This window comes from Candidatus Chlamydia sanziniae (assembly GCF_001653975.1).
GTDB lineage: Bacteria > Chlamydiota > Chlamydiia > Chlamydiales > Chlamydiaceae > Chlamydia > Chlamydia sanziniae.
In genome coordinates this window covers 951,090-975,147 of record NZ_CP014639.1, presented here as the reverse complement: position 1 = coordinate 975,147, position 24,058 = coordinate 951,090, and the positions used below count along the sequence as shown (strand labels likewise).

The window sequence follows — 24,058 nt, the reverse complement described above, 5'->3', positions numbered from 1 at the left end:
TTATAATTTTTTATATTTTAGAACATGCCTCCTAGAGCAAAGAAGAATCGTTGAGATACATCGATTTTCTCTCCATTGAGTATTTCTGTAGGACGGAAAGGCCATCCAAATCCTAACATAACTGGCACATTGTTCATTACATCGAAACGTAAGCCAATTCCAGCACTGCTGCATAGGTCTTTTAAATGTATAGTATATTCTTTGAGACCTATAAAACCTGCATCTAGGAAAACAAAGGTACTCACATTAGGTTGATTGATTAAAGGATACTGGAACTCTTCTGAAAGAAGCAGTGAAGAAAGTCCTCCCTTAGGTTCGGAGGGTGAGTATTTGGGGCCAATAATAAAGGATTTGTATCCTCGAACAGACGTCTCTCCACCTAAGAAGAAGCGTTCACTTATAGGAACTCCCTCTGCTATAGTGTTGCTATAAGGTTTGATAAACTGAGCTTCGCCTTTTATTTTTAAGACGCCTTTACGTGTAAATTTTCGATATATTGCGCTATTTATAGAGAGCTTAGTAAAGTGGTATGTTCCTCCTAGTCCAGAAACTTCAAAGCTGATTCCGCTTCGTATTCCTGTTGTAGGATTACGTGGATTGTCAATAGAATCATAACTTAGAGTGCAACCTCCCGCAGATACAAAACCTTTGTTATTATCTATATTAGGACCGAGAAGAAATTTACGCTTTTCATGAAGACTTGTTTGGCTACCTCGATAGAAGATCCCGTATTTGAGGTGCTCATTTAAAATATAAGTTGTGCTTACATTTCCACCATACGTCTGAACAGCGTAATCTTTTGACAAGGCTCTATTAATCGATTTCTCAAGCTCTACTCCTAAAATCCAAGGAGTATTTAAAAAGTGAGGTTTTGTCCATTTTAGGGTATAATCCGTAACTTTATCTCCAAAATTGGCTTTTAAAAATAGATATTCTCCACCTCCCCGTAAGCTACGAAATCCTTTAGAGAAAAAATGTCTGATACCAAAAAGATCGAAATTGCTCTCTGATAATTCTATACCCCCGAAAAGATTATCTAATGAGCTGAATCCTAAAAACAAGCCTAAATTTCCTGTCGTAGTTTCTTTAACTTCTATAAAGATGTCACGATAGTGCTCGGCATTCCCCATAGGATCTAACTGAGAACGTACAGTATAAACACTAACGGATTGAAAATAACCTGTGTTGCGTAGGCGTTGTTCCGTATTTTCTAATTTCAATCGATTAAATGTATTGCCAGGAAAGAGACTTGTTTCATGTAAAATGACGTCAGATTTGGTATGGGTATTCCCAGTAATTTTAATTAAACCGACTTTGTAAGGTGAGCCTTCATTCACTTGATAAGTAATATCATATACAGGGCGGTTAGCATGGGGGGTGAAAAGAACATCAACATTGGTGTTAATGTAACCATACCTTGCGTAAGCTTGTTTAATTTTTTGTGCGCTATCCCATACTTTGTCGGAACAATACAGATCATTCGAGGCAACACTCATTTGTTTTTCTATAAGGCGTTTGGGAAGGATTTTAAAACCATCAATATGTACATGGCCTAGCGTATATCGAGAGCCTTTTTCTGCATTTATGCAAAGTAAGATGTTGCCTTGATCATCGAGTTCGTACTGTGGAGTGACTATTGCATCAGCATAACCGTGGTTATGTAGGTAATTTGTAATACTTAGAATATCTTGTTCAATAATGTCGGGGTGATATAATCCAGCTCCTGTGAACCAACTGATAGTTTTTGAGTACTGTTTTGTTTGAATAAATTCTTGAATGTCTGCTTTTTCTGTACTATTCAGTCCATTAAATTTTAGTTGTTTGATTTTCCCACAGGGACCTTCTTTGATTTGAATCGAAATATCAATACAACCTTTTTCTTGATTATGGTCGAAATCGTAATTTAATTTTGATTCAAAGTAGCCGCGTTTAAGATAGTATGTTTTTAAATCATCCATTCCTTTTAGAAACTTTTCTCTTTCATAAAGGTCATTTTGGTATATTTGCAAAATTTTGATAATTTTATGTTGAGGAATAGCATGATTTCCTAAAATAAGAATTTTACGAATACAAGGCTTAGCTACTAGGTGTAATGCAATTGTAGTTTTTCCTTCAAAAAACTCTACTTGGGGATCTACAGTATCGTATTCCTTCGCTAAAGTACGCAAATCTTCATCAAAATCTATTTGAGAAAACAAAGCTCCGCTTTGGGTTTTTAGTCTAGGTAGCGCATGTTTATTTAAAGCATTTTCACCTTCTGTTGTAATCGTAATAGATTCTACAATTGCATAGCCTTCTTTAACTTTTTCTGCAGAGAATAAAGTTAAAGGAGCTTGGATTAACGCTAAGATGGAGAACTGCAGAATAATTTTATTTCGCATGATGAGCATTCCAAAGAATCTTTTCTGAGACAGAAGGTTTGTTTATGAAGTAAGCACAAAAATACGGAGTGGCGAATTTTTTAACAAGGCTTTACCGTTTAGAATATGTTGTGCTTTTAAAGACATTTAAACCAAATGGGAGCCGCAAATAATTTTAAGAAAGGGAACTTTTATTTCAATATTAATATGGATGACGCCCAGAGAAAGCTCTGGCTAGTGTTCCTGAGTCTATATAGTCAAAAGATAACCCTACAGGTAAACCCAAAGCCAAACGCGAAATAAAAATGGGAAGTGTAACCAACTCTTGTTTTAAAAAAAGAGCTGTAGCATCGCCTTCTAAAGTCGCATCAAGGGCGAGAATAATCTCTTTAGAGGAAAGAGTTTCAATTCGTTGTTTCAATAAGAAAAGGCGTTGAGTGTCTATATGTTTCCCTGTAATTGGTGAGAGGAGTGAGCCTAGGACATAATAGTGTCCATTAAATATTTTTGAGCGTTCTAAGAAAAAGACGTCTTTTTGACTGGCTACAACACATAGACTGGAAGGATCTCGTTCTTTTGTACAGAAATGACAATCAGCCTCGGGTGCTTCTTTTAGACTGAAACATTGGCTACAATTACTGCGCACAATTGAAATTTCTTCAAAGGCCTGGCCCAGGGCTTCGAGTTGCTCTTTTTCCCATGTGATAAGTTCAAAAGCGAGTTTTTCTGCTGTTTTGAAACCAATTCCAGGAAGCTTTCTTAAAAAGAAAATTAGTTTAGATAAATAATCAGGGTACTTTATCATGGTTTTTTTGAATTTTATTTTTTACATTTGCCCCAAAGGTTGGTTAGGAGACTAAATTAAAGTTAGAGTATAAACTCTTTGAATAGTATACTAGCTTTTTTCTTTCCTTGTGTTTGTCTATGAGTAAGACTAAAAAAGCAGCAATTTGGGCAACGGGTTCATACTTACCTCAAAAGGTTTTGTCGAACTTTGATTTAGAAAAAATGGTAGACACCTCTAATGAATGGATTGTTTTGAGAACAGGAATTCGAGAACGTCGAATTGCTGCTCCCCATGAACATAGTTCTTATATGGGTGCTCAAGCTGCGAAAAAGGCAATTGTAAATTCTAATCTAAGAAAAGATCAAATAGAATGTATTCTTTTTTCTACTGCTGCTCCTGATTATATTTTTCCCTCTACTGCGACTCTTGCTCAGGCATATTTGGGAATAGAAGAGATTCCAGCTTTTGATTGTCAGGCAGCTTGTTCAGGATATTTGTATGGATTGTCAGTAGCCAAGGCTTATGTAGAGTCGGGTGCGTATAAAAATGTTTTATTAATGGCTGCGGATAAGCTTTCTTCATTTGTTAATTATGAGGATCGGAATACTTGTGTACTTTTTGGTGATGGCGGGGCTGCCTGTGTGATTGGAGAAAGTCGTCCAGGAGCACTTGAAATTCATCAGGTTTGTTTAGGTGCTGATGGTAGATTAGGGGAGCTTTTAAGCTTACCTGCAGGAGGAAGTCGTCACCCCGCTTCTGAGGAAACTTTACGTTCTGGGAAGCATTATATGGCTATGGAGGGGAAGGAGGTTTTTAAGCATGCGATAAGGCGTATGGAATCTTCAGCTAAAACCGCAATTGCTTTGGCTGGCATTCAGGAAGAAGATATTCATTGGCTTGTCCCTCATCAAGCTAATGAAAGAATCATTGATGCTATGGCTAAGCGCTTTAACGTTGATCCTTCTAGAGTATTTAAGAGCATACATAAATATGGAAATACAGCAGCTTCATCTGTTGGTATTGCCTTAGACGAACTGATTCATACGGAGTGTATCGATCCACATCAATATTTGCTTTTAACAGCCTTTGGAGGGGGTTTATCTTGGGGTGCAGTAATCCTGGAGCAGGTTTAAATTGGGAAGGATTGACTTATGAACACACGGTATGCTTTTTTATTTCCAGGTCAAGGAAGTCAATATGTAGGTATGGGAAAAGATTTGTCTCATAATTATTCAGAAGCTGCGGATATTTTTGCACTTGCTGATGAAATATTGGGATTTTCCTTAACTTCGATTATGTTTCAAGGACCAGAAAAATTATTAATGGAAACTATACATAGTCAATTAGCTATTTATCTTCATAGTATGGCAGTCGTGAGTATTCTTTCTTCACGATCTTCTATTGTTCCCACGGTTGTATCAGGATTAAGTTTGGGAGAATATACTGCTCTGACTGCTTCTAATAGGATATCTTTATTAGATGGATTAACTCTTATTAGGAAACGTGGAGAGTTAATGAATGAGGCTTGTAAGCAGAGCCCTGGAGCTATGGCAGCCATATTAGGGCTGCCTGCTGAAGTTGTTGAGCAACATATAGCAGGCTTAGGTGAGGGGATTTGGATAGCAAACTATAACGCACCTAGTCAACTTGTGATTGCAGGAACAGTTGAAAAAGTTTCAGAGGCTATCGAATTATTTCAAACTTTAGGTGCTAAGAAGGCAATTTGGTTAAAAGTATTTGGGGCATTTCATACGCCTTTTATGCAGACGGCTCAAGATGGTCTTGCGCCCTATATTTATACTCTTCCAATCAAAGATTCGGGTGTACCTTTAATTTCACACGTTGTTGCTAAGTCTCTAATATCTGTTGAAGAAATTCGGACTTGTTTAGCGCGTCAGATAACGTCACCAACTCTATGGTATCAAAGTTGCTATTTTATGGAATCCATGGTGGATCGATTTTTAGAATTAGGGCCTGGTAAAGTACTTACAGGTTTAAATCGTTCAATTGGACTTACAAAGCCTACGCAGAGTCTTAGTACTACTGAGATAATTGAAAATTTTTTAGAAGAGGTATGTTAATATGGAGATTATATTAACGGGGAAAAAAGCAATTATTACTGGTGGCTCGCGAGGAATTGGTTTAGGAATTGCGAGATTATTTTTAGAACAGGGTGTTGATGTAGAGATTTGGGGCGTGAATGAAGAACGGGGACAGGCTGCTGCGAGTGCTCTGAGCAATCTTCAAGGACAAGTGTCATTTGCTCGTGTAGATGTTGGTGATTTTGGGGCTGTTAAAGAAGCGGTAAAAAATTTTTTAGATCGTCATCAAAAAATCGATATTTTAATTAATAATGCTGGTATCACTCGTGATAATTTGCTTATGCGTATGTCTGAAGAAGACTGGCACATGGTGATTCGTACTAATTTAGATTCCTTATATTATACTTGTTCTTCAGTAATTCGGCCTATGATGAAGGCGCGTTCAGGTTCAATCATTAATATTACTTCTATTGGTGCTAAAATGGGGAATCCTGGGCAAACTAATTATACTGCTGCCAAAGGTGGAGTTATTGCTTTTAGTAGATCTTTAGCTAAAGAAGTGGCTGGAAGAAATGTTCGAGTAAATTGTATAGCTCCGGGTTTTATTGATACAGACATGACAAGGGTATTGAGTGAGACTGTGACTGCTGAATGGCTTAAGAACGTTCCTATGGGAAGGGCAGGAACTACGGAAGATATTGCTCGGGTAGCATTATTTTTTGCTTCCCCGTTATCTGAGTATATAACTTCACAAGTATTAGCTGTGGATGGGGGCACTACTTATTAAGTAAGCATCGAAGAAAAAGTAAGTTTTTGCAATACTAACTTACTTCTCTATTATGAGAATTATTAGATATTGTGTAGTTAAACATGTAACAGGATATAGCAATGAGTTTAGAAGATGATTTAATGGCAATTATTGTTGAGCAGCTAGGTGTGGATCCAAAAGAAGTTAATGAAAACTCTTCGTTTATTGAGGATTTGAATGCTGATAGCTTAGATTTAACAGAATTGATTATGACTTTAGAAGAAAAGTTTGCTTTTGAAATTTCTGAAGCAGACGCAGAACAACTCCGTACTGTTGGTGATGTATTGACCTATATTAGAAGACGTCAAGCTGAACAATAAACGTTTACCCGTATTTCTTTGGGTGCGCTGCAATGATAGGTGTGTTAAATACTAAATCGCGATTATGAAAGTAGCGTACCGTTTTTCTATAGTATTTTTTTAGATTTGGATTCTTGTGCTTAGGGGCAATCTAAATTCTATTTGTTTGCTATATAATTCCAAAAAAGATAAGGCTACTGAAGGGCATTCTTCAATAATGTTTAAAATTTGTCCTTTGCTTAAAACAAGCATGCGTGCTTGTGTATTGGCGCAAGCATTGTATTCTCTAAGTTTATTATTAAATAAGCTCTCTTCTCCAAAGCAGTCTTTTGATTTTAATTTTATGGGTGTTTCGAGTTTATCGTAAGAAATTATCACATGACCTTCTACAATAATGTAAAAGCTAAAGCCTCGTTGTCCTATAGAAAATATGTTTGCCCCCGGTTTAAAAATCATGATTTCTGCTTTATCAGCAATCCCTAAAAGGAGATCCATATCAAGAGAATGGAAAATAATAGTTTTTTTTAATAGAAACGCCCGATCAATTAAATTCATAGGAAAGATACCTTGTCAGGTTAAATCATAAAGAAAGAAATCAATGTGTCTGGATTATTACTCACCAGTTCTTCCTCTTGTTGATTAATATTTGTATACATACTAGGGGATTGGAAGTCTGTATCGCAGTAGGCAAGCTCTTGTTTGAGTTGTTGTGCAGTCAATTTGTTTAAACATGAAGGGGAGTTCTCCATCATGTTTAGGAGTTCTTTAAGAGTTAGAGGAATAACACCACATTTAAAATAATATTTTTCACTATAACACGGGCATGGTTGGTTTACGAAGGGTTCGAGTAAAGAAAATAAGCGACCGTCACAATTTTTCTCTAGTGATTCTAAGGCCTGGGCTTTGATTTTTTGATTTTTCCCTATAAGCGCACGAATTAGGATATCAGAATCTTCTACAGATCCTAGAATACCAAGTAGTGTGAGGATAAAGTTTACTTCAGCATAATAATTAGAGTTAAGAGTATTGATGAGTAAACTTAGGTTGTATGAAGGATAGCATTTTTGAATGTAATGTTTGTGGTAAGAGTAGAATAGTGCTTTGCTTGCTTTAAATTTTACTAATTTATACGCATGTTTTTTCAATAGCCAATTATCGATTTTACAAAGTGCTTTAGCAGCTAAAATACGACAACGGTTGTGTATGGTATCATCAATAAGGACCTGAAGAAATGCGGGAGCAACTTCTTTAGGTAAATTTTCAATCATAATTTCAGCAAATTTTCTAGAAGAGCTTTTAAGTTGAAATATTGTGATAAGGAGCTGCTTAACAAGGCTAGTATCAAAAGCAATGCTGATTGTCTTTAGTAAATACTGACTGGCTTCATTGTTATGAGAAGCATGCTTTAATGCGAGAAGAAGTTTACGGCAGTAGGGTTTATGAGTAACTCTAACAGAGGTATAGAGGGCTTTACAAGTTAAAATGAGAATATCGTTATTGGAAAAATCTAAAAAATCTAGGAGGATAGGAAAATTATCTGGATTTTTTTCTAATCGTAATATGGATAGAGCTGTAGCAATTGCTTGTGGAGTTTGGGATTGTAATAATTCTTGAAGACGGGAATCTGCAAGATCACGATAAGAACCGCTTGTTTCTTGCCTTCGTACAGTAAGAATTGCGGCAAATAATCGGTCTCCAGCAGCGTCATAAAGATCTTCAGCAATGTTTGTGATTTGTAAAAGATTGTGTTCAGCAAAATAAAGGTGGATAGCTGTGGCAATTGCTGGATGGGGAAAGGTGTTTGTCCATCGTTTAAGGAGTTCTAAGGTAAGAAAGTCTTTAGCCCATAAACTCAATTTGAGCATATCTAAAGTTTTTAATTTATTTGGGAGGCTAAGTTTGTTCATGTGAGCAAGAAGACTAGGAAGAATGCTGCGACTGCCAAGATTTAGCAGATGCTGAAATGCAAAAGTTTGGTGTTGTTCATTAGGGTGTTTGAGATGAGCTAAGAGAAAGAGCTCTATTTGTCGTTTTTGTTTTGTATTCATTATTTTCATCCAGTTTTGCATGAATTTATTGGGGTGAAGTGCTTGGGATGAAAGATTTTTAAGAATTGCCTTGGCATAATAAGAACGTACTAAACAGACAAGAACAGTAGCTATTAGAGAGATGGTCAAGCAAAGAATGAATTGCTTTGGAGCAATAAAACAAATAAGACTCCAAACAAGCATGCCTATAGGTTCAATAAATGATTCTATAACAATACGGATTTGACTCCGAATTTTGTTAGGGACTCCATAAATCAGAAGTTGAAGGTTGTTATCATCAAGAGCGTAAGTCACTCCTTCACGGACAACCATAGCTATAGTAGCAATACAAAGTGAGGTATTGAAAATCCAACAAAAAAAGAGACTAAGAAAACATAAAGGAGCAAATAGGATGACATTATTGATTCCCAAGTTTTTTATGATTCTACTGTAAGCAAATAAGGCAAAACACATATTTCCAAGAGAGATCCATAGGGCACATTTACCTATATGAGCGATTAGATGAAATTCTTCTTTCGAAGTGAATACTACTTCAAATACTTTTAAATAATTAAATTCTGTTGCAATAGCTAAGAGTTGCATGAGGAAGTAGAAACACAACAAATAGAAAGTATATTTGTCTGCAAAACAAAGCTTTAAAGCTTGAGAAATTCGAGGAGGATGTCCTGTATCAAGAAAATGGTCATGGTCATCAACAAGAGCTTTTAGAGAGTTAGAGACATAAAATACAATGGGGAGGGTTAAGAGTAGGGCTATGCTAAATAAAATCAACATCCCTTGGATTCCTAAGACGTGCACAAGTGTAGCAACGATCCCGCTACCAATAGCATCTCCAAGGAAAATAATAGCGTTAAAAATACAAAAATGTCTTTTACCATCTTGTAAATTGAAAAATTGATCTACAAAACTCCAAAAACTTGTATAAGAAAAAATCGTTAAACTCCAAATAATTATACGATAGAAGAACAAAGGGAAACGAGGAAGGTCTGTTGTTACTATAGAAAAAAATAGAAGATAAACATTGCATATAACTGTGCTTATCACTGGAGTAAGAAAAAGAGTCCTAGGAGAAACACGTTTTTGAAATAAATTATAAAGGACAAGGGAAGAAAAAAGACATAGAATTAAAGAGGACCCTAAATAAATTTTTGGTAACTCTATGGACCCTAACTTTTCAATAAACAAACCTTCAGCAAGGGCGAGAGTGCCATAGCAACCCATGCCCCATACTAAGCCTAGACAAAGGAACAGAAGGGCTCTTTTTTCTTCGCCGTGATGTAGGTTAAATAGCAGGCGCAAGGCTTTTCGCATGATTCATACCTACCAAAAAAAGATATCTTATAAGACTAAAGTAATTAATTTCAAGTGAGGTATGAAGTGATACGGTAAGTGTAAGCTAATTTTTTTTATTAACTAGTAGTATGAGTTGTTATAGGACGCTGCTGTTGAGTAATTATAAGGCTTATAACACTAATAGCAGAAATTACAAAAACAATAGATCCACTTATTGTTGCCCAAAGTAAGTCGGAATAGCCAAGTAAGAGAGCAACTTGAGGTAAAATCCCTGTGAAACCAAGAACAGCGAGTACAATTATAAGAACAGCGAGTAGAGAAATAGCAAGAAGTATTGCTGTTATAGTTATAATGCCTATGCGACTCCTTGGAGAAGTTTTAATGGGGATAAGTAAAGAAGTTCTTACTAAACCTAATTCTGCTCTTAGACTAGTTAATTCTGCGTGCACTTGCTGTTGAGTTGTTAGCAAGGAAGAAAAGGCAGGACTACTAGTAGAATCTAATTGTTGTGTCGGGAAAGAAACAGCCGGACGGGCAAGCAATACTGATTGACATGCAGACAACTTCGTCGAAATTTCTTTTAATAAAAATTCGACTTTAGAGTCACCAAAAGATGAAGATGAAGTTGAACTTTCAATCAGCTCGGTCTGCGTAGTAGAGGTAGAATAAGGAGTAGGTTTCATATAAAATTCTTTTTAGGAGGATTGTGATGAGCTGTTAATAATGATAAGTTTATTTTTCATTGCTGTTTGAGCGCCTAAAATAGATAAAACCATGAGACCAACTGCTAAAGAACCAAGAACAGGAAGAGATATACAGGCTCCGATAGTGTAGAGATTAAGGATAGAAAGAACTATAGGACAGGCTCCGCAAGCAGTAAGTATACAAACAATGAGAACGGTAAGCGCGATTAAGGCAATAAGAGTTAATAAGACTGCGAGAACTTTAGCCAAAGTAGATGGGGCTTTTTGTTGAATCTTGTATCCGGATGTACTGGATACATGAAATTGTTGTGGAGCTGGATCTTTATTCTTATTGTCCTCAAGTATCAGATGTAATAATAGTCCTACCTGCTCTTGTAGTTGTCCTACTTTATTAGAGGAAACTTTTCCCTCTATAGAACTGTCTACCACCTCTTGGACTTGTAGTGATAACACTTGCACTGTTTGAGAGAGAGGGTCTAATTTACTGACTTGATGTTCAACTTCTTCCAAACGATCATCTAAATTGCGCATTTGTGTTTCTATGGATGCTGTCATGATTATTCCCTCAATGCAAAAAGTGGATTGTGCAAGGAGTATAAGGAATAGTTGGGTTTATGGCAATTCAAATAAAAATACTTGCTACTACATATACTTTTTGTCTTTAAGAATTTTCTGGGTTTGAACGAATAAATCTTAAATATAACTTTCGATTTACTTTCCATAAAATAGTGAATCCTATAGTCCACTGTAAGATTAGGGTTGAAAGACTATAAGTTGAAATAGGGTTCCACCATGTGTCATTTTCTGGGAATAGTCCTTTATAGAAATACCAACCCAAAAGAAGTATTCCTTCAATAGGAAGCAAATATTTTACTATGATGGTAAATATGTGGTTTAAATGGATATCATTCGGGACGGCATTGATAACTTCTTTTTTTATTTTTTTAAGTCCGTAAGTTAAAGCTGCATAGATAAAAATTAAACCATTAACAATAAGTGCTATACCCCATACGGTGTCTTGGTTAGTAAAGAATTTCATGCTTAGAGCTGAGGGAATCCCTAGGATAAATGCGATGAGTGTTGCGAGTGTTTCCGCAATATGTGTTTTTATACCAAATTCTGAAAAAGTTTGAGAAAGTAAGAAGAGCATGGAAATCATAGACGATAAAGCAGCCATAGAGAACGCTAAGAAGAAGAGGGAGCTAAACAAGGTGGCGAAATAAGACCAACCTGGGAGTCGTGTGAATAGTTCTGGAAGGTAGATAAACGTGACTCCTACACTTGAGGCTCCAACTCCTTCTTGTAATTGTTGAGTTCCTAGGATATCTAGAGAAGCACATGTAGAGAAAATGACAATGCCCATAACTAGGGAAATAAGGTTATTGGATATTGCTGTAAGCGCTCCATTTGCAACTATTCCAGTTCTTTTTGAGGCAAATCCCGAGTAAACAAGTAGTAGTCCCCAACCTGCTCCTGTGTCCCAGGCATTTTGCGTAAGGGCTTCTATCCATACTTTATAATTAACAAAAGAACTTCGATCACAAGTAAAAAGTTGTTTTATTCCTTGAAGAGCTCCTGGAAGTGTAACAGCTCGTATAAGTAAGGCTAGCATACATACAAGAAATGCTGGGATAAGAATTTTATTACACTTTTCAATACCTTGTACAATTCCTTTACGGATAATGAGGTAGGCTAGTCCTAAGGAAATAAGATGAGACCAAAGAGGTAGAGTACTTTGGTAATGAGTTTCCCATAATTGAGTAAAGTTATTACCTAATTGAATTTTTCCTGAAAGGGCATAATAGAAATAACTCAATCCCCAGCCTACGATTGTTGAGTAGTAGGCTAGAATACAGGTTGTAACTAAGGTTATAAATCCTCCTGCCCACGCCCATTTTGGGCCTATAGTTTTAATTAAGGCCCCTATAGGGGCCTTTTGGGTTAATTTACCAATGGAAAGTTCTATAATAATTAAGGGAATTGACCATAGAAATAAAAAACCTAACCAGAGAAGAATAAAAGACCCACCTCCGTTTTGTGCGACAATTCGGGGAAAGCGCCAAATATTGCCAGCTCCGACAGCAATTCCCATCATGGAGAATACAAATCCTAATTGAGAAGAGAAGCGGGTATGTTTTTTGCTCACAGGAAGGGGGCCTTATAAAGGGAATTTTTTAGAAAGCTGTTTATTTACTATGCTTACTACACAGCAATCCGACCAGACGTTAAGGGAAGTCTCTAACATATCTAGGACGGCATAAAAAGGCAAAATAAGACCGAGAATAGATAAAGGAATTTTTATAGAAGAGAGTAAGGAGAGGGTAAGAAAATAGCATCCCATAGGCACACCGGCATTTCCTACGGCTGCAAGGGTTGCAATGAGAACCCAAGCAATTAACATAAGGGGCGACAAAAGTATTCCATTTGAAGTAAGGATAAAAACTATTGTGATGAGAATGAAAGCTGCACAGCCATTCATATTGATAACAGAGCATAAGGGAAAGCTAAATCGAGAAAGAGTGGGATGTATCTTTAATTCATCTTCGGCAAGTTCCATTGTTAGGGGTAAGGTAGCTGCTGAAGATTTTGAGAAAAATGCCGTAATCAAAGCTGGAGACATTGTTTTTACTACTTTAAAAGGGGAAATCTTGTGAAATTTAAGTAAGAGGGGAAGCACCAAAAATCCTTGGAGGAGGTTAGCCATTATTACACAGAATAAATATTTACTAAATACTTGTAGATTTTCCTGATTTCTAAACTCTTTATATAGAAGAATAGAAAAGGCAAACATTGCTAAAGGAAGAAGTTTAAGTATGCCTTTGGCTAAATTAAGGAAAATAGAAGAGAAAGTAGAAAAAAAGTTTTTTACGAAAGTTCTTTCTTTTTCTTTCAAGAATAAAGACGCGATACTTAAGATAACTGCTAAAAATGCAATAGCAATGACATTTCCTTCAATAAAAGGCTTGAGTATATTGTTAGGTAGAATGTCTGCTAAGATATTAGTGTATCCTGTGGAGTTTGTTTCTGTCATTGTTGCAAGAGTCGTTGCGGTAGTGACTCTTGGATGAATGAATATGACTATGCCTAAACCAATAGAAGCTGCAATGAGTGTTGTGAATAAAGTATAGTAGACGAGTCTTTTCCCCAAGGTAAACATTGTTTTCAAGTTATCCACAGAAGTAATTGTAGATCCAATAGCAAAAAATACTAGAGGTAAGCTGATTAATCGAAGTAATTTTAAAAAAATACTAGAGATTCCTTCTGCAATAGCAAAAAGTATAACAGAGTTCGTGAGTCCTAACCCCAAGCCAAGAAAGATTGCAAGGAGAAGTAAAAGATTGTATTTAGTATATAAGTATTTTCTTGTCATGAAAAGCACTATTTTTTTCAATACAAAGTAAAGCATTGACAGCATAATAGATAGTGAAATTTTTTTCTTGGGCTTTGAAATAAAGTAATTTTTTAATATGTCGTATTTTAATTTATCCGCTGTTAATGCACAGCTGAAGCCTATAAGTGAAGATAATTTTTATGATCCTAATCTGTGGAGCCAAAATTATCTTAAAAAGACCTACAGCGAAATGACTGAGGTTCTATCTACGTTATCTTTAAAACAAAAATATAAAGTTCATTTCATTATTCGCATCGGACTTGTTGCTCTTGGAGCTTTGTTCATTTTATCTATACTTGTTGCAATTATTTCTTTAATACAAGCTCAACTTGTTGTTTTCTCATGGCCTGTTATCGTTGGGGCTATTCTTATTCCATTGATTCTTTTCGGGGGAGGGGGAGGAATCCTGTATTCTTTAGGGAAAAAAGTCGATATTTTTGCAGCAACACGCATTTGTTTATTTGATGAACGTCGTTGGGTTTTTATGCCTCTTTTTTACAAAGGTTCTCAGTACAAAAGCTTTCAGTTTGATGTTTGTATGGATTTATCTACCCTGGATCACAAGGGCTCTGGTATTGCTTTAGTCTATCGTTTTCCTTATGAATTCCACGTGCTTCCTATTTTTATAGTACTTTTTTTAGTTTTAAGTAGAATGGTCTACAATCTCATAAGGTTTTTTATAATTCCTTTTTATATTCTTTTTCGAATGGTATATGATTATTTTTTTTGCAAAAGCCTTTTTGAGGAAGAACGTTTTATTTATAACGATATTGTTCGAGAGATGGGGCGTTCATTAGCGGCATTGTTAAAAGCTCCTTTCTACGGCTCTGCGTATATAATGACTACTTTTTATGCATTGTTAAGTCCTTTGGCAGGACGTGTAGCTCTCGGTTCTTTGGAAAGAGATTGGAATGATGATGTCATATACTCACGAGCGCATATATTGTTTGCAGGAAATCAAAAAAATTTCCACTTTGAAGGAGAAGGAAATAGACTAGGATTAGGACAACATGGTTGTTATTCATTAAGGTGCTGTCAACCAGTAGCTGTCTTTCTTTTTAAGGAAGGAAAAATAATTTCTGGAGGATCTCCTTCAATTCAATATGTTGGACCGGCTTGTCATAAAGCCTATCCAGATTAGCCTATACATAATGATACTGAATTTAGATCTAGTGATTTTTGACTGGGAAAAAAGATGAATTTTTCAATAAATGGCTTCTTTGCGATAAAATATTTTTGATTGAAAAATCGAATACGCTAAAATGGCTTTCGATATTTTAAAGCTAATAGACCTATTTATCGCAAATTGATAAGGGGTTTTTGATCTAACAAATTGGACTATTTTTTAGTTTTCTAAATTGACTGTAAGAAGGTTTCATTACTATAACAAAGAAGGTACATGATTAAATCACCACTACCTTTTATTTCTTCTAAAGTGGTCACAAGTGAGTTGGGGCCTCAGGATGAGTTTGGTTGTTTTAAGGGCACTGTAGGTTTCCTATTATCTGAAATTGAATGTGCAATGCATTCGCAAACTTTTAATGAAGGATATTTAGCAGTAGCTCAAACTTTGTTGATGTTAACTCGTAGCCATCCTATAATTTTAAAAAAGATTATTTTTTATGGTACCACGTATGGACTAAGATATAAAAATTTGTCTTTACTTATGGACGTCCTTATTTATGTGGATCTTCTTTTTCAAGAATTAAGAATTAGTGCTTCGGATAGGCTTTCTTTATGTTCTGTTCGCACATGTATTAATTTTGAATTGTATTCTTTAACAGGAGATATAAAATTTCTTTTTCAAGTTGTGGAAAATTATCATTTAATAAAGAAACTCTTAGAAATGCATCCTCAATTACAATATCGGTTGGGATGGGAACATTTTAGTTTGGGGATAAAGCAAGAGGAGATTTCTTTAGCTGCTACTGCTACTGTATACCAGACAGTCGGTAAGAGCTTTCTAGCGTTGTATCACAAACATTTAGAGTTGTATGATTTGACCTATGGAATACGATGTTTAGCTCAAGCTTTAACTCTAAATTCTCATGCCCCAGATATTCATGCAGATTATGCTAAAGGGTTGGTTGTTTTAGGAACTAGAGAAGGAAAGGCTTTCTGGATAGAACAGAGCATGAAACATTTTTCTCAGGCTATTTTTTTAAGCTTTACCCGAGCTCCTGATAGCATTTCTTATCAAAATTATCGTTATAGCTACGCTCTTGCTGCTGTAAAGCTTTTCGATGTGACTTATAAAAAGGAACATTTTTATCAGGCAACCCAGATACTTTACCAAACTTTGCAATCATTTCCTCATCTTTCAGAATTGTGGATAGTTTGGGGAGAGTTATTAATTCGCTCTGGTTGGTTAAATAGTAATGTAAAACACATTGAAGCTGGGTTGGAAAAACTTGCTTCTATCCAAAAAAAATCTAATAATCCGATTGTGCTTTCTAGCTTATTAGCAATGGGAATTTCTATTTTAGGATTGTACCTAGAAGAACCTAATTTGTTTAAAGAAAGTCGATTGCGTCTGATTTCTGCAATGAAAGCTTTTCCTGGAAATAGTTCTTTTATCTATGCTTTAGGTACTGTTCAGCTTTGTTCAGCTTTGTATTTTAATGATAATGCAAATTTTGCTTCTGCTGTGTCTTGTTTTCTTTCTTGTGTAGAATGGGATTTTGATTCTGTTGAGGCATGGCAAAAACTTTTTGACGGGTATTTTTCTTGGGGAGTCAAGAAAAAAAGTGCAAGATTACTGCAAAAGGCTGTAGATGTAGCCAGTAAGTTATGTTCATTGCGTCCTGAAGCTTTTTTATTTTGGAGTGATCGGGGATTGGCACTGAAGTGTTTAGCAGAAGTTACAGTAGATGAGGCTTATAAAGAAATATTCTTAATAGAATCATTATTATATTATCGTAAAGCATGGGATTTAAGTCATCAACCAGAAATTATAGAACTTTGGGGTTATTCATATTATTTACTTGCAGAGTTACAAGAGGATCTTACTTATTATAATGAAGCTCATGCTCTTCTATCGCAGATAGATTCTCTGCTTCTTTCTTTTCGAGCAAAAATTATTCTTGCTGCTACTCTCTTAGAAAAGGGAAGATTATTAGAAGATCTGGGGTCAGTTGAGAAAGCAGAGGCAATTTTACTGCCTCTTTTAGAGTCTTGTCCTCAAGATGAAAATATTTTACTTTTGCTAGGAAAAGTATATTTATTTTTTTTCTGGAAAACGAAGTGTATACGTGCAAGTAAACTTGCTAAAATGTACTTGGAACAAGCAGCTTCTTTAGGCTCTCCTGGGGCTTATTTAAATTTAGGGAAGTTCTATTCTGTAGAAGAAGATATAGAGACAGCGTGGGAAATGATCCTACGTTCTATTCGTTGTGGTATGAAAATTACTGAGACTAGATGGCTGAAAGATCCCTATTTAGTTAATCTTAGGACAAGATATACATTTCATGAAATTCTTGAGAATCAAAGAGGTAGGGTATGGCAGGAGAGCAGAACCGAAGTGAGGATAAATTAGATACTGCTTTTGGCTCAGGAAATCTAATGGATTCTAAGACAAGTCATTTGGATGATGAGCTGAGTTTTAAGTTAGAGAAAGCTTTTACTTGCTTATCCACAGATATACATTCCCACGATTTGTCTAAAATTGTTAGTGAATATAACCCTATAGATCTTGCTTATGCTGTTTCCTGTCTTCCGTCTGGATCTCGAGCAATTCTTTATAAAAATCTTTCCTGTAATACTTCTAAAGTTGCTTTCATTATTAATACTGACTCTGCTTCACGTTGGGCAATTTTTCGTAGACTTTCTGACATTGAAGTTTGTACTTTAATTGAGCAGATGCCTCCTGATGAAGCTGTTTGGGTTTTGGATGATATCCCTGATCGTAGATATCGCAGAATTCTTGAATTGATAGATTCTAAAAAAGCCTTAAAAATTCGTGATCTGCAAAAGCACGGTAGAAATACTGCGGGTCGTTTGATGACAAACGAATTTTTTGCTTTTTTGATGGAAACAAAGGTTAAGGATGTTTCTGCCTGCATCCGAAATAATCCGGGGATTGATTTGACTCGCTTAGTTTTTGTCTTGGATTTTAAAGGAGAACTTCAAGGTGTTGTTACAGATAGAAGTTTAATTATTAATCCTCCGGAAGTTTCTTTAAAGCAAATTATGAGCCAGGTAGAGCATAAGGTATTGCCCGACGTGACTCGAGAGGAGGTTGTTGATCTTGTTGAAAGGTATAAGATTGCAGCCCTTCCAGTAGTAGATGAGGAAAACTTTTTAATTGGAGCAATTACTTATGAAGATGTCGTTGAAGCGATTGAGGATATTGCTGATGAGACTATTGCTAGAATGGCTGGGACAACTGAAGATGTGGGATATCATAGCTGTCATGTAGTCCAGAGATTTTTACTTAGAGCACCTTGGCTTCTTGTTACGTTATGCGCAGGGTTAATTAGCGCTTCGGTTATGGCTTATTTCCAAAAAATTTCTCCAGCATTATTAGCTTTGATTATTTTTTTCATTCCTTTAATTAACGGGATGTCGGGAAATGTTGGAGTTCAATGTAGTACAATTTTAGTCCGTAGCATGGCTACGGGAACGTTATCTTTTGGGCGGCGTCGGGAAACCATTTTTAAAGAAATCACCATAGGTTTGCTTACGGGAGTTGCTCTTGGCATTCTTTGCGGTATTGTTGTCTATTTAATGGGATTTTTAGGTTTAAATATCTTTTCTGGAAGTAGCATACAATTAGGAGTTACTGTCGCTACTGGAATTTTAGGAGCTTCTCTTACAGCAACCACTCTAGGGGTTCTTTCTCCATTTTTCTTTGTGAAAATTGGTGTAGACCCTGCTTTAGCTTCCGGACCTATTGTTACAGCATTGAATGACATCATGTCGATGATTATCTTTTTTCTGATCACTGGATGCATAAACTTTTTCTTTTTTAGCTAATTTAATGCAGTCTTAAGCGAAAAAAGCTATTGGTTTTAGAATTTTTTATAAAAAGAGAAGGGAACCTCTAACTGACTTTTTTAGATAAACGCTTATGTGCGAAGTAGATACCGAAAGGAATTAGACAGTTTAAGGTAAAAGCGAGCAGTAAGAAAATCGTATAGGCTATCTTACCTTTTTCAGAGAGGTTAGTAAATTCCTGTGGAGGCAAGAAGCTAATCCATAAAGCGAAAATACAAGAACAAGTTCCTAAAAAAGATAAAATACAAATTCTCCAAAATTTTCCAGGGATGGAGTATAAACGCCGAGCTTTGGGCTCTTTAATACGTAATACAGGGCCTGCAATAAATAGACAAATGTACATGGCAAGATACATTTGAATACTCAGTGCACTTAAAATCCAATAAACAAGATCAGCAGAATCCAAACACAAAAATAATAAGGTGAATATTGTCACTACAATAGCCTGAAATATCATTAAATTAGTAGGAACATTCTTGGTGTTCACCTTTTTAAATATATGTGGTAAGCAATCATTTTGTGTGGAGACGAAGAGCCCCTTAGTTCCAGCAAATATCCAGGCGTTTAACTCTCCTAAAGAACCTGCAATTGTCATAAGAACAATGATTCCTGTCATCCATGAGAGGTGATATTTGTCAAAAAAGAGGGTAAATGCTTTTACTAGTCCTGAAACTAAACTAATTTCTTCTTTTGGAATTACAATCGCAATTGACAAAGAGCCTAGTACTAAAATGAACAAAGTGGCTATCGTCCCGATAAAGACAGCTCTAGGATAATTTTTTCTAGGATTTACCATATCTGAAGCGAGGTTAGCGTTAGCTTCAAGACCGCATAAAGCGAGCAACATCCCTGCAAGTAGAACAAATGAAGACATATTACTAATATCTGGAATGATATCACTCCATGAAAGAGAAATCGCTATAGGGTGGCCAGAGAAAATCCAAAAAAGTGCTAAACTTACTAGGATAATGCCAGGAATGAGCGTTCCTATAATTACACAGATAGAACTAAATAATGCAGAGGAGCTAATGCCTAGGAAGTTAAAAAACGTTAATAACCAAAATCCTGCAAGAATTACTATGGCAAGATAGACTTTATTATGAGCGAGATCGGGATTGATTTTATAGACTATTGTACTTGCAATAAAGGCAAGCATAGCTGGGTACCAGGTCATATTGTGAAACCATTGCATCCATATGGCAAAAAATCCCCACCATTTGCCTAAGGCATCTCGTATCCAGATATAAATGCCTTGAGGTTTAAAAGAAGCAAGCTCAGCAGCAATAAGAGCATAAGGAACCATAAAACAAGCTACAGCAATGGCATAAAAAAACAAAGTCGAGAGACCATGTTTTGCTGTAAGCGGTAGATTACGTAAGCTAATCACTACAGCTAGGGATAGCATGCCTACGGTAAAGGTTCCTAACGGTTTTGTGGGTTTTGTATGCATGAAAATTTTTTGGAAGGTTAGGCTATTGTAATGTTTGGGTCTAAATAAATGTCCTGCACTAAATTCAATAGTTGAATTCCTTCAGAAAGCGGTTGTTGAAAAGCTTTTCTTCCTAAAATAAGACCCATACCTCCAGCTCTTTTATTAATAACAGCTGTTTTAATAGCATCTGTAAGATCATTATCTCCGGAAGGTCCACCAGAATTGATTAATCCTATTTTACCACAATAACTATTTAAAACTTGGTAACGACAAAGGTCTATAGGGTGGTCCGAGGATAATTCAGTATAAATTCTTTCATCAGTTTTGCTAAATTTTATTGCTTTGAATCCTCCCTGGCAAGTGGGAAGCTTTTGCTTTACAATATCAGCGCCCAATGTTGCTCCAAGGTAATCTGCTTGTCCTGTAAGATCGGCAGCACTGTGATAATCAATATTATTAACTACAAACGCGGAATTTCTAAGGTAACACCAAAGAATAGTTGCCAACCCTAACTCACGCGCTTTAGCGAAAGCTTTTGACACAGCAACAATTTCATCATGAGAGGTCTCAGAACCAAAATATACGGTCGCTCCTACAGCAATAGCTCCCATCAAATATGCAGCCTCTACCTGACTAAAGAAAATTTGGTGATAGCTTGTTGGATAAGAAAGGAGTTCATTATGGTTTAACTTGAGGATAAAAGGAATCTTATGGGCATATTTTCTAGAAAACAACGCTAAGATACCATAAGAAGAAGCTACAGCATTGCATCCTCCTTCAATTGCTAGTTTTATAATATTTTCTGGATTAAAATATAAAGGATTTGCAACAAAAGAAGCTCCTGCACTATGTTCGACCCCTTGATCCACCGGGAGAATAGACATATAACCTGTGTTTGCTAATCGGCCATGAGAAAATAATGTTTGTAAGGACCTTAATGCTCGATTATTCCTATCCGACTCCACAAAAACTTTATCTACAAAATCATGACAAGGAAGAGTCAGACTTTCCTTCCGAATGTGCTTACATTCGTGGGTTAATAAATTGTCATCGTCATTTCCTAAAAAATCATAAATGCTCGGCATAAGGCCTACCTCCGTAGGTATCATCAACAGCTAGTTTGACCGTAATCTAGGAGATTTGTCAAGCATCTTTATAAGAATTCATCTTTGACATCGAACGAGCATCTTACGATGAATCTGAAAAGAAGAAGAATATCTAGCTTGAAAGAATACACGACTTTACAGTTTAATTCACACTGCTAAATTTTAGGTAATTAAAACTTTATCGCAATAGGATGACCTTTATAGGTATAGTTTGAGTTGAGGAAACATATCTGTGTTAAAAGAACATTCTGCTATTATTTCTGTTGCAAATTTAAGTAAAACCCTAGGCCTGCATAGCCTTTTAAAAGAGGTATCTTTTTCTGTGTATTCAGGAGAGATATTTGGTATCATAGGTCATAGTGGCTCTGGAAAAACTACATTATTACGTTGTTTAGATTTTCTCGAATTTCCTACTACAGGATCCATAACTATAGCTGGATTTCAAAGTTCTTTAGCAGTAAAAAAAATGTCACGCAGTAATTTTGCTAAGAAGGTTGCCTATATTTCCCAAAACTATGGGTTATTTTCTGCAAAAACTGTCTTTCAAAATATTGCTTATCCTCTCCATGTTCATAACAGTCATATGCTGCAAGAAGAAGTGCATGAAAGAGTCCTTGAAACACTTAATTTTTTAAACCTCTATCACAAAAAAGATGTCTACCCAGGAAATCTTAGCGGTGGGCAAAAACAAAAAGTTGCCATTGCTAGAGCAATAATTTGTGAACCTCAAGTTTTGCTTTGCGATGAAATTACTTCAGCCTTGGATCCAAAGTCTACGGAAGATATTATAGAAAAATTCCTTAAACTGAATGATGAGAGAAAGGTTACCCTTGTCCTGGTCTCCCATGAAATAGATATCATTAAAAAAATTTGCTCTCGTACTTTAGTTATGCATCAAGGTGTTATCGAAGAATTGGGAGCCACAGAACAACTCTTTCTTACTCCGCAGAGCCCTTTGACAGAAGGACTATTTGATCGGGTCTCACAAGATTTTTCTTTCCTTTATAAGAATAGGAACTACACAGAATTATTGAGACTAGGCTTTCCCAAAGAGCTTGCTGCCCAAGGCATTGTTAGCGAAATCATTCAAACAGGTATTGTATCAATAAATATCTTATCAGGAAGGATTGATTTATTTAGGAACACTCCTATGGGCTTTTTAATTGTGGACTTAGAAGGCTCCTTAGAGAATCGAAGACAGGCTAAGATTGTATTAACAGAACGAGGTGTTCTTATTAAAGAATTGAATTGTAGATAATAATAGGAGAATACCGTGCAGAGAGATCTGATTCTACTTTTACTTAAGGAAACTGGGAATACCTTCTATATGGTAGGTTTTTCCTTTTTATTTTCTTGTTTAATAGGAGGATTTATAGGCATGGGGTTATTTTGTAATATTCCTAAATTTTTCCATACTACAGTATCCATTGCCTTGAGTTTTCTTACTGCGATTCCTTTTGCTATTTTAATTGTTATCCTTTTCCCTGTAACGCGGTGGATTATCGGAACATCTTTAGGAACAACAGCATCTATTGTTCCACTTACAATTGGAGCGATTCCTTTTGTCGTAACATTAGTATCAAATGCTTTGCGAAATTCAGCTCTTATTTATCTTGAACCTGCGACTGCTTTAGGAATTCCTAGGATTAAAATTATTAAAGATATCCTCCTTCCAGAAAGTTATCCCGACCTTATATTTTCTCTTAAATCCCTTATTATCCATCTTATTTCTTGTTCAACACTTGCAGGATTTGTAGGAGGAGGGGGATTGGGACAAGTGTTATTGCAGTATGGGTACTACCGTTTTCAATTATCAGTCACAATGTCAGTACTCGTGATTACGCTAGCATGTATCGAAATTGTTCGTAATCTAGGCAATTTCTATGGCCGTCGCATATTAAAATACCGAGGGATTTTATGAAAATAACATGGTTAAGACTTAGAAGAGTTATTTCCCTGACTCTGTTTCTTACTTCTTGCCAAAAACAGGAATCCGAAGATGTAATCCGTATTGCTGCTAGTCCCATACCCCATGCTGAATTGCTCTATACTTTGCAAGGAGAGGCGAAAACTTTAGGATTGAAGCTAAAAATTCTTCCTATTGATGACTATCGTATTCCAAATCGCTTGCTTCTTGATAAGCAAATTGAAGCGAACTATTTTCAACATGAAGCTTTTCTACAGGATGAATGTAGGCGTTATGGTAGTTTAGGGAAGCTCGTCCCTTTTATTAAAGTCCATCTTGAGCCCATGGGAATATATTCGAAAAAGTTTTCTTCACTACAAGAGTTAAAAAATAAGCGTAAAATCACAATCACTATTCCTGTAGATTGTACAAATGCGCAACGCGCATTGCAATTGCTTGAAGAATGTCAGCTTATTATAAGTAAACAGCCTATCGACTTGAACACAACTTCTAGAGATGTCTGCGGAAAAGACAATAGAAATATCACTATAGTTGAGGTGGCTGCTCCTCTTCTAATGGGTTCTCTTTCTGACACAGATGCTGCTGTTATTCCTGGACATTTCGCTATTGCTGGAGGATTCTCCCCAAAAGTGGATAGTCTATGTTTAGAAAATCTGGATATGTCTAAATATACAAATATTGTGGTGATTCGCGATGAAGATCTCAACACTTGTGCAATGCTTAAACTAAAGAAACTTTTTCAAAGTAGTGCTGTAAAAAATTTTTTTGATTTAAAATATCAAGGAAACATTATCACAATAGTAGAAGAGAACGAAAAATAACCAGGACTCTTCTTTACAAGTGATTAGACAAGAGAAGTATTTGGA

20 protein-coding genes are annotated in these 24,058 nt (G+C 36.0%); 10 read left to right on the top strand and 10 right to left on the bottom strand.

What is annotated here, in order from left to right; all coding sequences use genetic code 11:
* Positions 1–17: 17 nt before the first annotated feature.
* Both bamA and recR read right to left on the bottom strand, forming a co-directional pair.
* Positions 18–2,390, bottom strand: coding sequence for an outer membrane protein assembly factor BamA (bamA, locus tag Cs308_RS04255; protein ID WP_066482955.1), 2,373 nt, complete (start codon positions 2,388–2,390; stop codon positions 18–20).
* A gap of 172 nt (positions 2,391–2,562) precedes the next feature.
* Positions 2,563–3,165: a recombination mediator RecR gene (recR, locus tag Cs308_RS04250; RefSeq protein ID WP_066482953.1), complete on the bottom strand. Its 603-nt coding sequence runs from the start codon at positions 3,163–3,165 to the stop codon at positions 2,563–2,565.
* Between the two features lie 119 nt (positions 3,166–3,284).
* On the opposite strand from recR, the gene fabH reads away from it, so the two are divergent.
* The 4 genes from fabH (at position 3,285) to acpP (ending at position 6,317) form a co-directional block, all read left to right on the top strand.
* A complete protein-coding gene (fabH, locus tag Cs308_RS04245) occupies positions 3,285–4,280 on the top strand; it encodes a ketoacyl-ACP synthase III (RefSeq protein ID WP_066482952.1) in 996 nt (331 codons plus the stop codon).
* 18 nt (positions 4,281–4,298) lie between these two features.
* Complete coding sequence (fabD, locus tag Cs308_RS04240) at positions 4,299–5,228, top strand: ACP S-malonyltransferase (RefSeq protein ID WP_066482950.1); 930 nt, start codon at positions 4,299–4,301, stop codon at positions 5,226–5,228.
* 1 nt (position 5,229) lies between these two features.
* A complete protein-coding gene (gene fabG / locus Cs308_RS04235; protein ID WP_066482945.1) occupies positions 5,230–5,976 on the top strand; it encodes a 3-oxoacyl-ACP reductase FabG in 747 nt (248 codons plus the stop codon).
* 101 nt (positions 5,977–6,077) lie between these two features.
* Positions 6,078–6,317 (top strand): acyl carrier protein, encoded by a 240-nt coding sequence (gene acpP, locus Cs308_RS04230; protein ID WP_066482943.1) that lies wholly within the window; start codon positions 6,078–6,080, stop codon positions 6,315–6,317.
* Positions 6,318–6,416: 99 nt separating this feature from the next.
* Here the strand turns inward: acpP and Cs308_RS04225 are convergent, their stop codons facing one another.
* From Cs308_RS04225 to Cs308_RS04200, 6 genes are all read right to left on the bottom strand, one after another.
* Positions 6,417–6,851, bottom strand: a complete 435-nt coding sequence (locus Cs308_RS04225; protein ID WP_066482939.1) for a cyclic nucleotide-binding domain-containing protein — start codon at positions 6,849–6,851, stop codon at positions 6,417–6,419.
* A gap of 20 nt (positions 6,852–6,871) precedes the next feature.
* Positions 6,872–9,655, bottom strand: coding sequence for an MFS transporter (locus tag Cs308_RS04220; protein WP_066482938.1), 2,784 nt, complete (start codon positions 9,653–9,655; stop codon positions 6,872–6,874).
* Between the two features lie 98 nt (positions 9,656–9,753).
* Complete coding sequence (locus Cs308_RS04215; RefSeq protein ID WP_066482935.1) at positions 9,754–10,320, bottom strand: hypothetical protein; 567 nt, start codon at positions 10,318–10,320, stop codon at positions 9,754–9,756.
* A gap of 12 nt (positions 10,321–10,332) precedes the next feature.
* Complete coding sequence (gene incB / locus Cs308_RS04210; RefSeq protein WP_066482933.1) at positions 10,333–10,896, bottom strand: inclusion membrane protein IncB; 564 nt, start codon at positions 10,894–10,896, stop codon at positions 10,333–10,335.
* Positions 10,897–11,002: 106 nt separating this feature from the next.
* On the bottom strand, positions 11,003–12,487 hold the full coding sequence (locus Cs308_RS04205) for a sodium-dependent transporter (RefSeq protein ID WP_066482932.1): 1,485 nt from the start codon (positions 12,485–12,487) through the stop codon (positions 11,003–11,005).
* A 12-nt stretch (positions 12,488–12,499) separates the two neighbouring features.
* A complete protein-coding gene (locus tag Cs308_RS04200) occupies positions 12,500–13,711 on the bottom strand; it encodes a dicarboxylate/amino acid:cation symporter (RefSeq protein WP_066483468.1) in 1,212 nt (403 codons plus the stop codon).
* A 97-nt stretch (positions 13,712–13,808) separates the two neighbouring features.
* On the opposite strand from Cs308_RS04200, the gene Cs308_RS04195 reads away from it, so the two are divergent.
* From Cs308_RS04195 to mgtE, 3 genes are all read left to right on the top strand, one after another.
* Positions 13,809–14,873, top strand: coding sequence for a hypothetical protein (locus Cs308_RS04195; protein ID WP_066482929.1), 1,065 nt, complete (start codon positions 13,809–13,811; stop codon positions 14,871–14,873).
* A 261-nt stretch (positions 14,874–15,134) separates the two neighbouring features.
* Complete coding sequence (locus Cs308_RS04190) at positions 15,135–17,267, top strand: tetratricopeptide repeat protein (RefSeq protein WP_420834801.1); 2,133 nt, start codon at positions 15,135–15,137, stop codon at positions 17,265–17,267.
* Between the two features lie 26 nt (positions 17,268–17,293).
* Positions 17,294–18,706 (top strand): magnesium transporter, encoded by a 1,413-nt coding sequence (gene mgtE, locus Cs308_RS04185; protein WP_066483465.1) that lies wholly within the window; start codon positions 17,294–17,296, stop codon positions 18,704–18,706.
* A 67-nt stretch (positions 18,707–18,773) separates the two neighbouring features.
* On the opposite strand, the gene Cs308_RS04180 is transcribed toward mgtE, so the two are convergent.
* A complete protein-coding gene (locus tag Cs308_RS04180; RefSeq protein WP_066482923.1) occupies positions 18,774–20,177 on the bottom strand; it encodes an amino acid permease in 1,404 nt (467 codons plus the stop codon).
* A 17-nt stretch (positions 20,178–20,194) separates the two neighbouring features.
* Positions 20,195–21,244 carry a class I fructose-bisphosphate aldolase gene (locus tag Cs308_RS04175; protein ID WP_066482921.1) on the bottom strand — a complete coding sequence of 350 codons (1,050 nt, stop codon included), beginning with the start codon at positions 21,242–21,244 and terminating at the stop codon, positions 20,195–20,197.
* A gap of 253 nt (positions 21,245–21,497) precedes the next feature.
* On the opposite strand from Cs308_RS04175, the gene Cs308_RS04170 reads away from it, so the two are divergent.
* The 3 genes from Cs308_RS04170 (at position 21,498) to Cs308_RS04160 (ending at position 24,013) form a co-directional block, all read left to right on the top strand.
* Entirely contained in the window at positions 21,498–22,523 is a 1,026-nt protein-coding gene (locus Cs308_RS04170; RefSeq protein WP_066482919.1) for a methionine ABC transporter ATP-binding protein, read from the top strand.
* Between the two features lie 69 nt (positions 22,524–22,592).
* Positions 22,593–23,186 (top strand): ABC transporter permease subunit, encoded by a 594-nt coding sequence (locus Cs308_RS04165; protein ID WP_197481308.1) that lies wholly within the window; start codon positions 22,593–22,595, stop codon positions 23,184–23,186.
* 2 nt (positions 23,187–23,188) lie between these two features.
* Positions 23,189–24,013, top strand: a complete 825-nt coding sequence (locus tag Cs308_RS04160; RefSeq protein WP_420834800.1) for a MetQ/NlpA family ABC transporter substrate-binding protein — start codon at positions 23,189–23,191, stop codon at positions 24,011–24,013.
* Positions 24,014–24,058 lie beyond the last annotated feature (45 nt).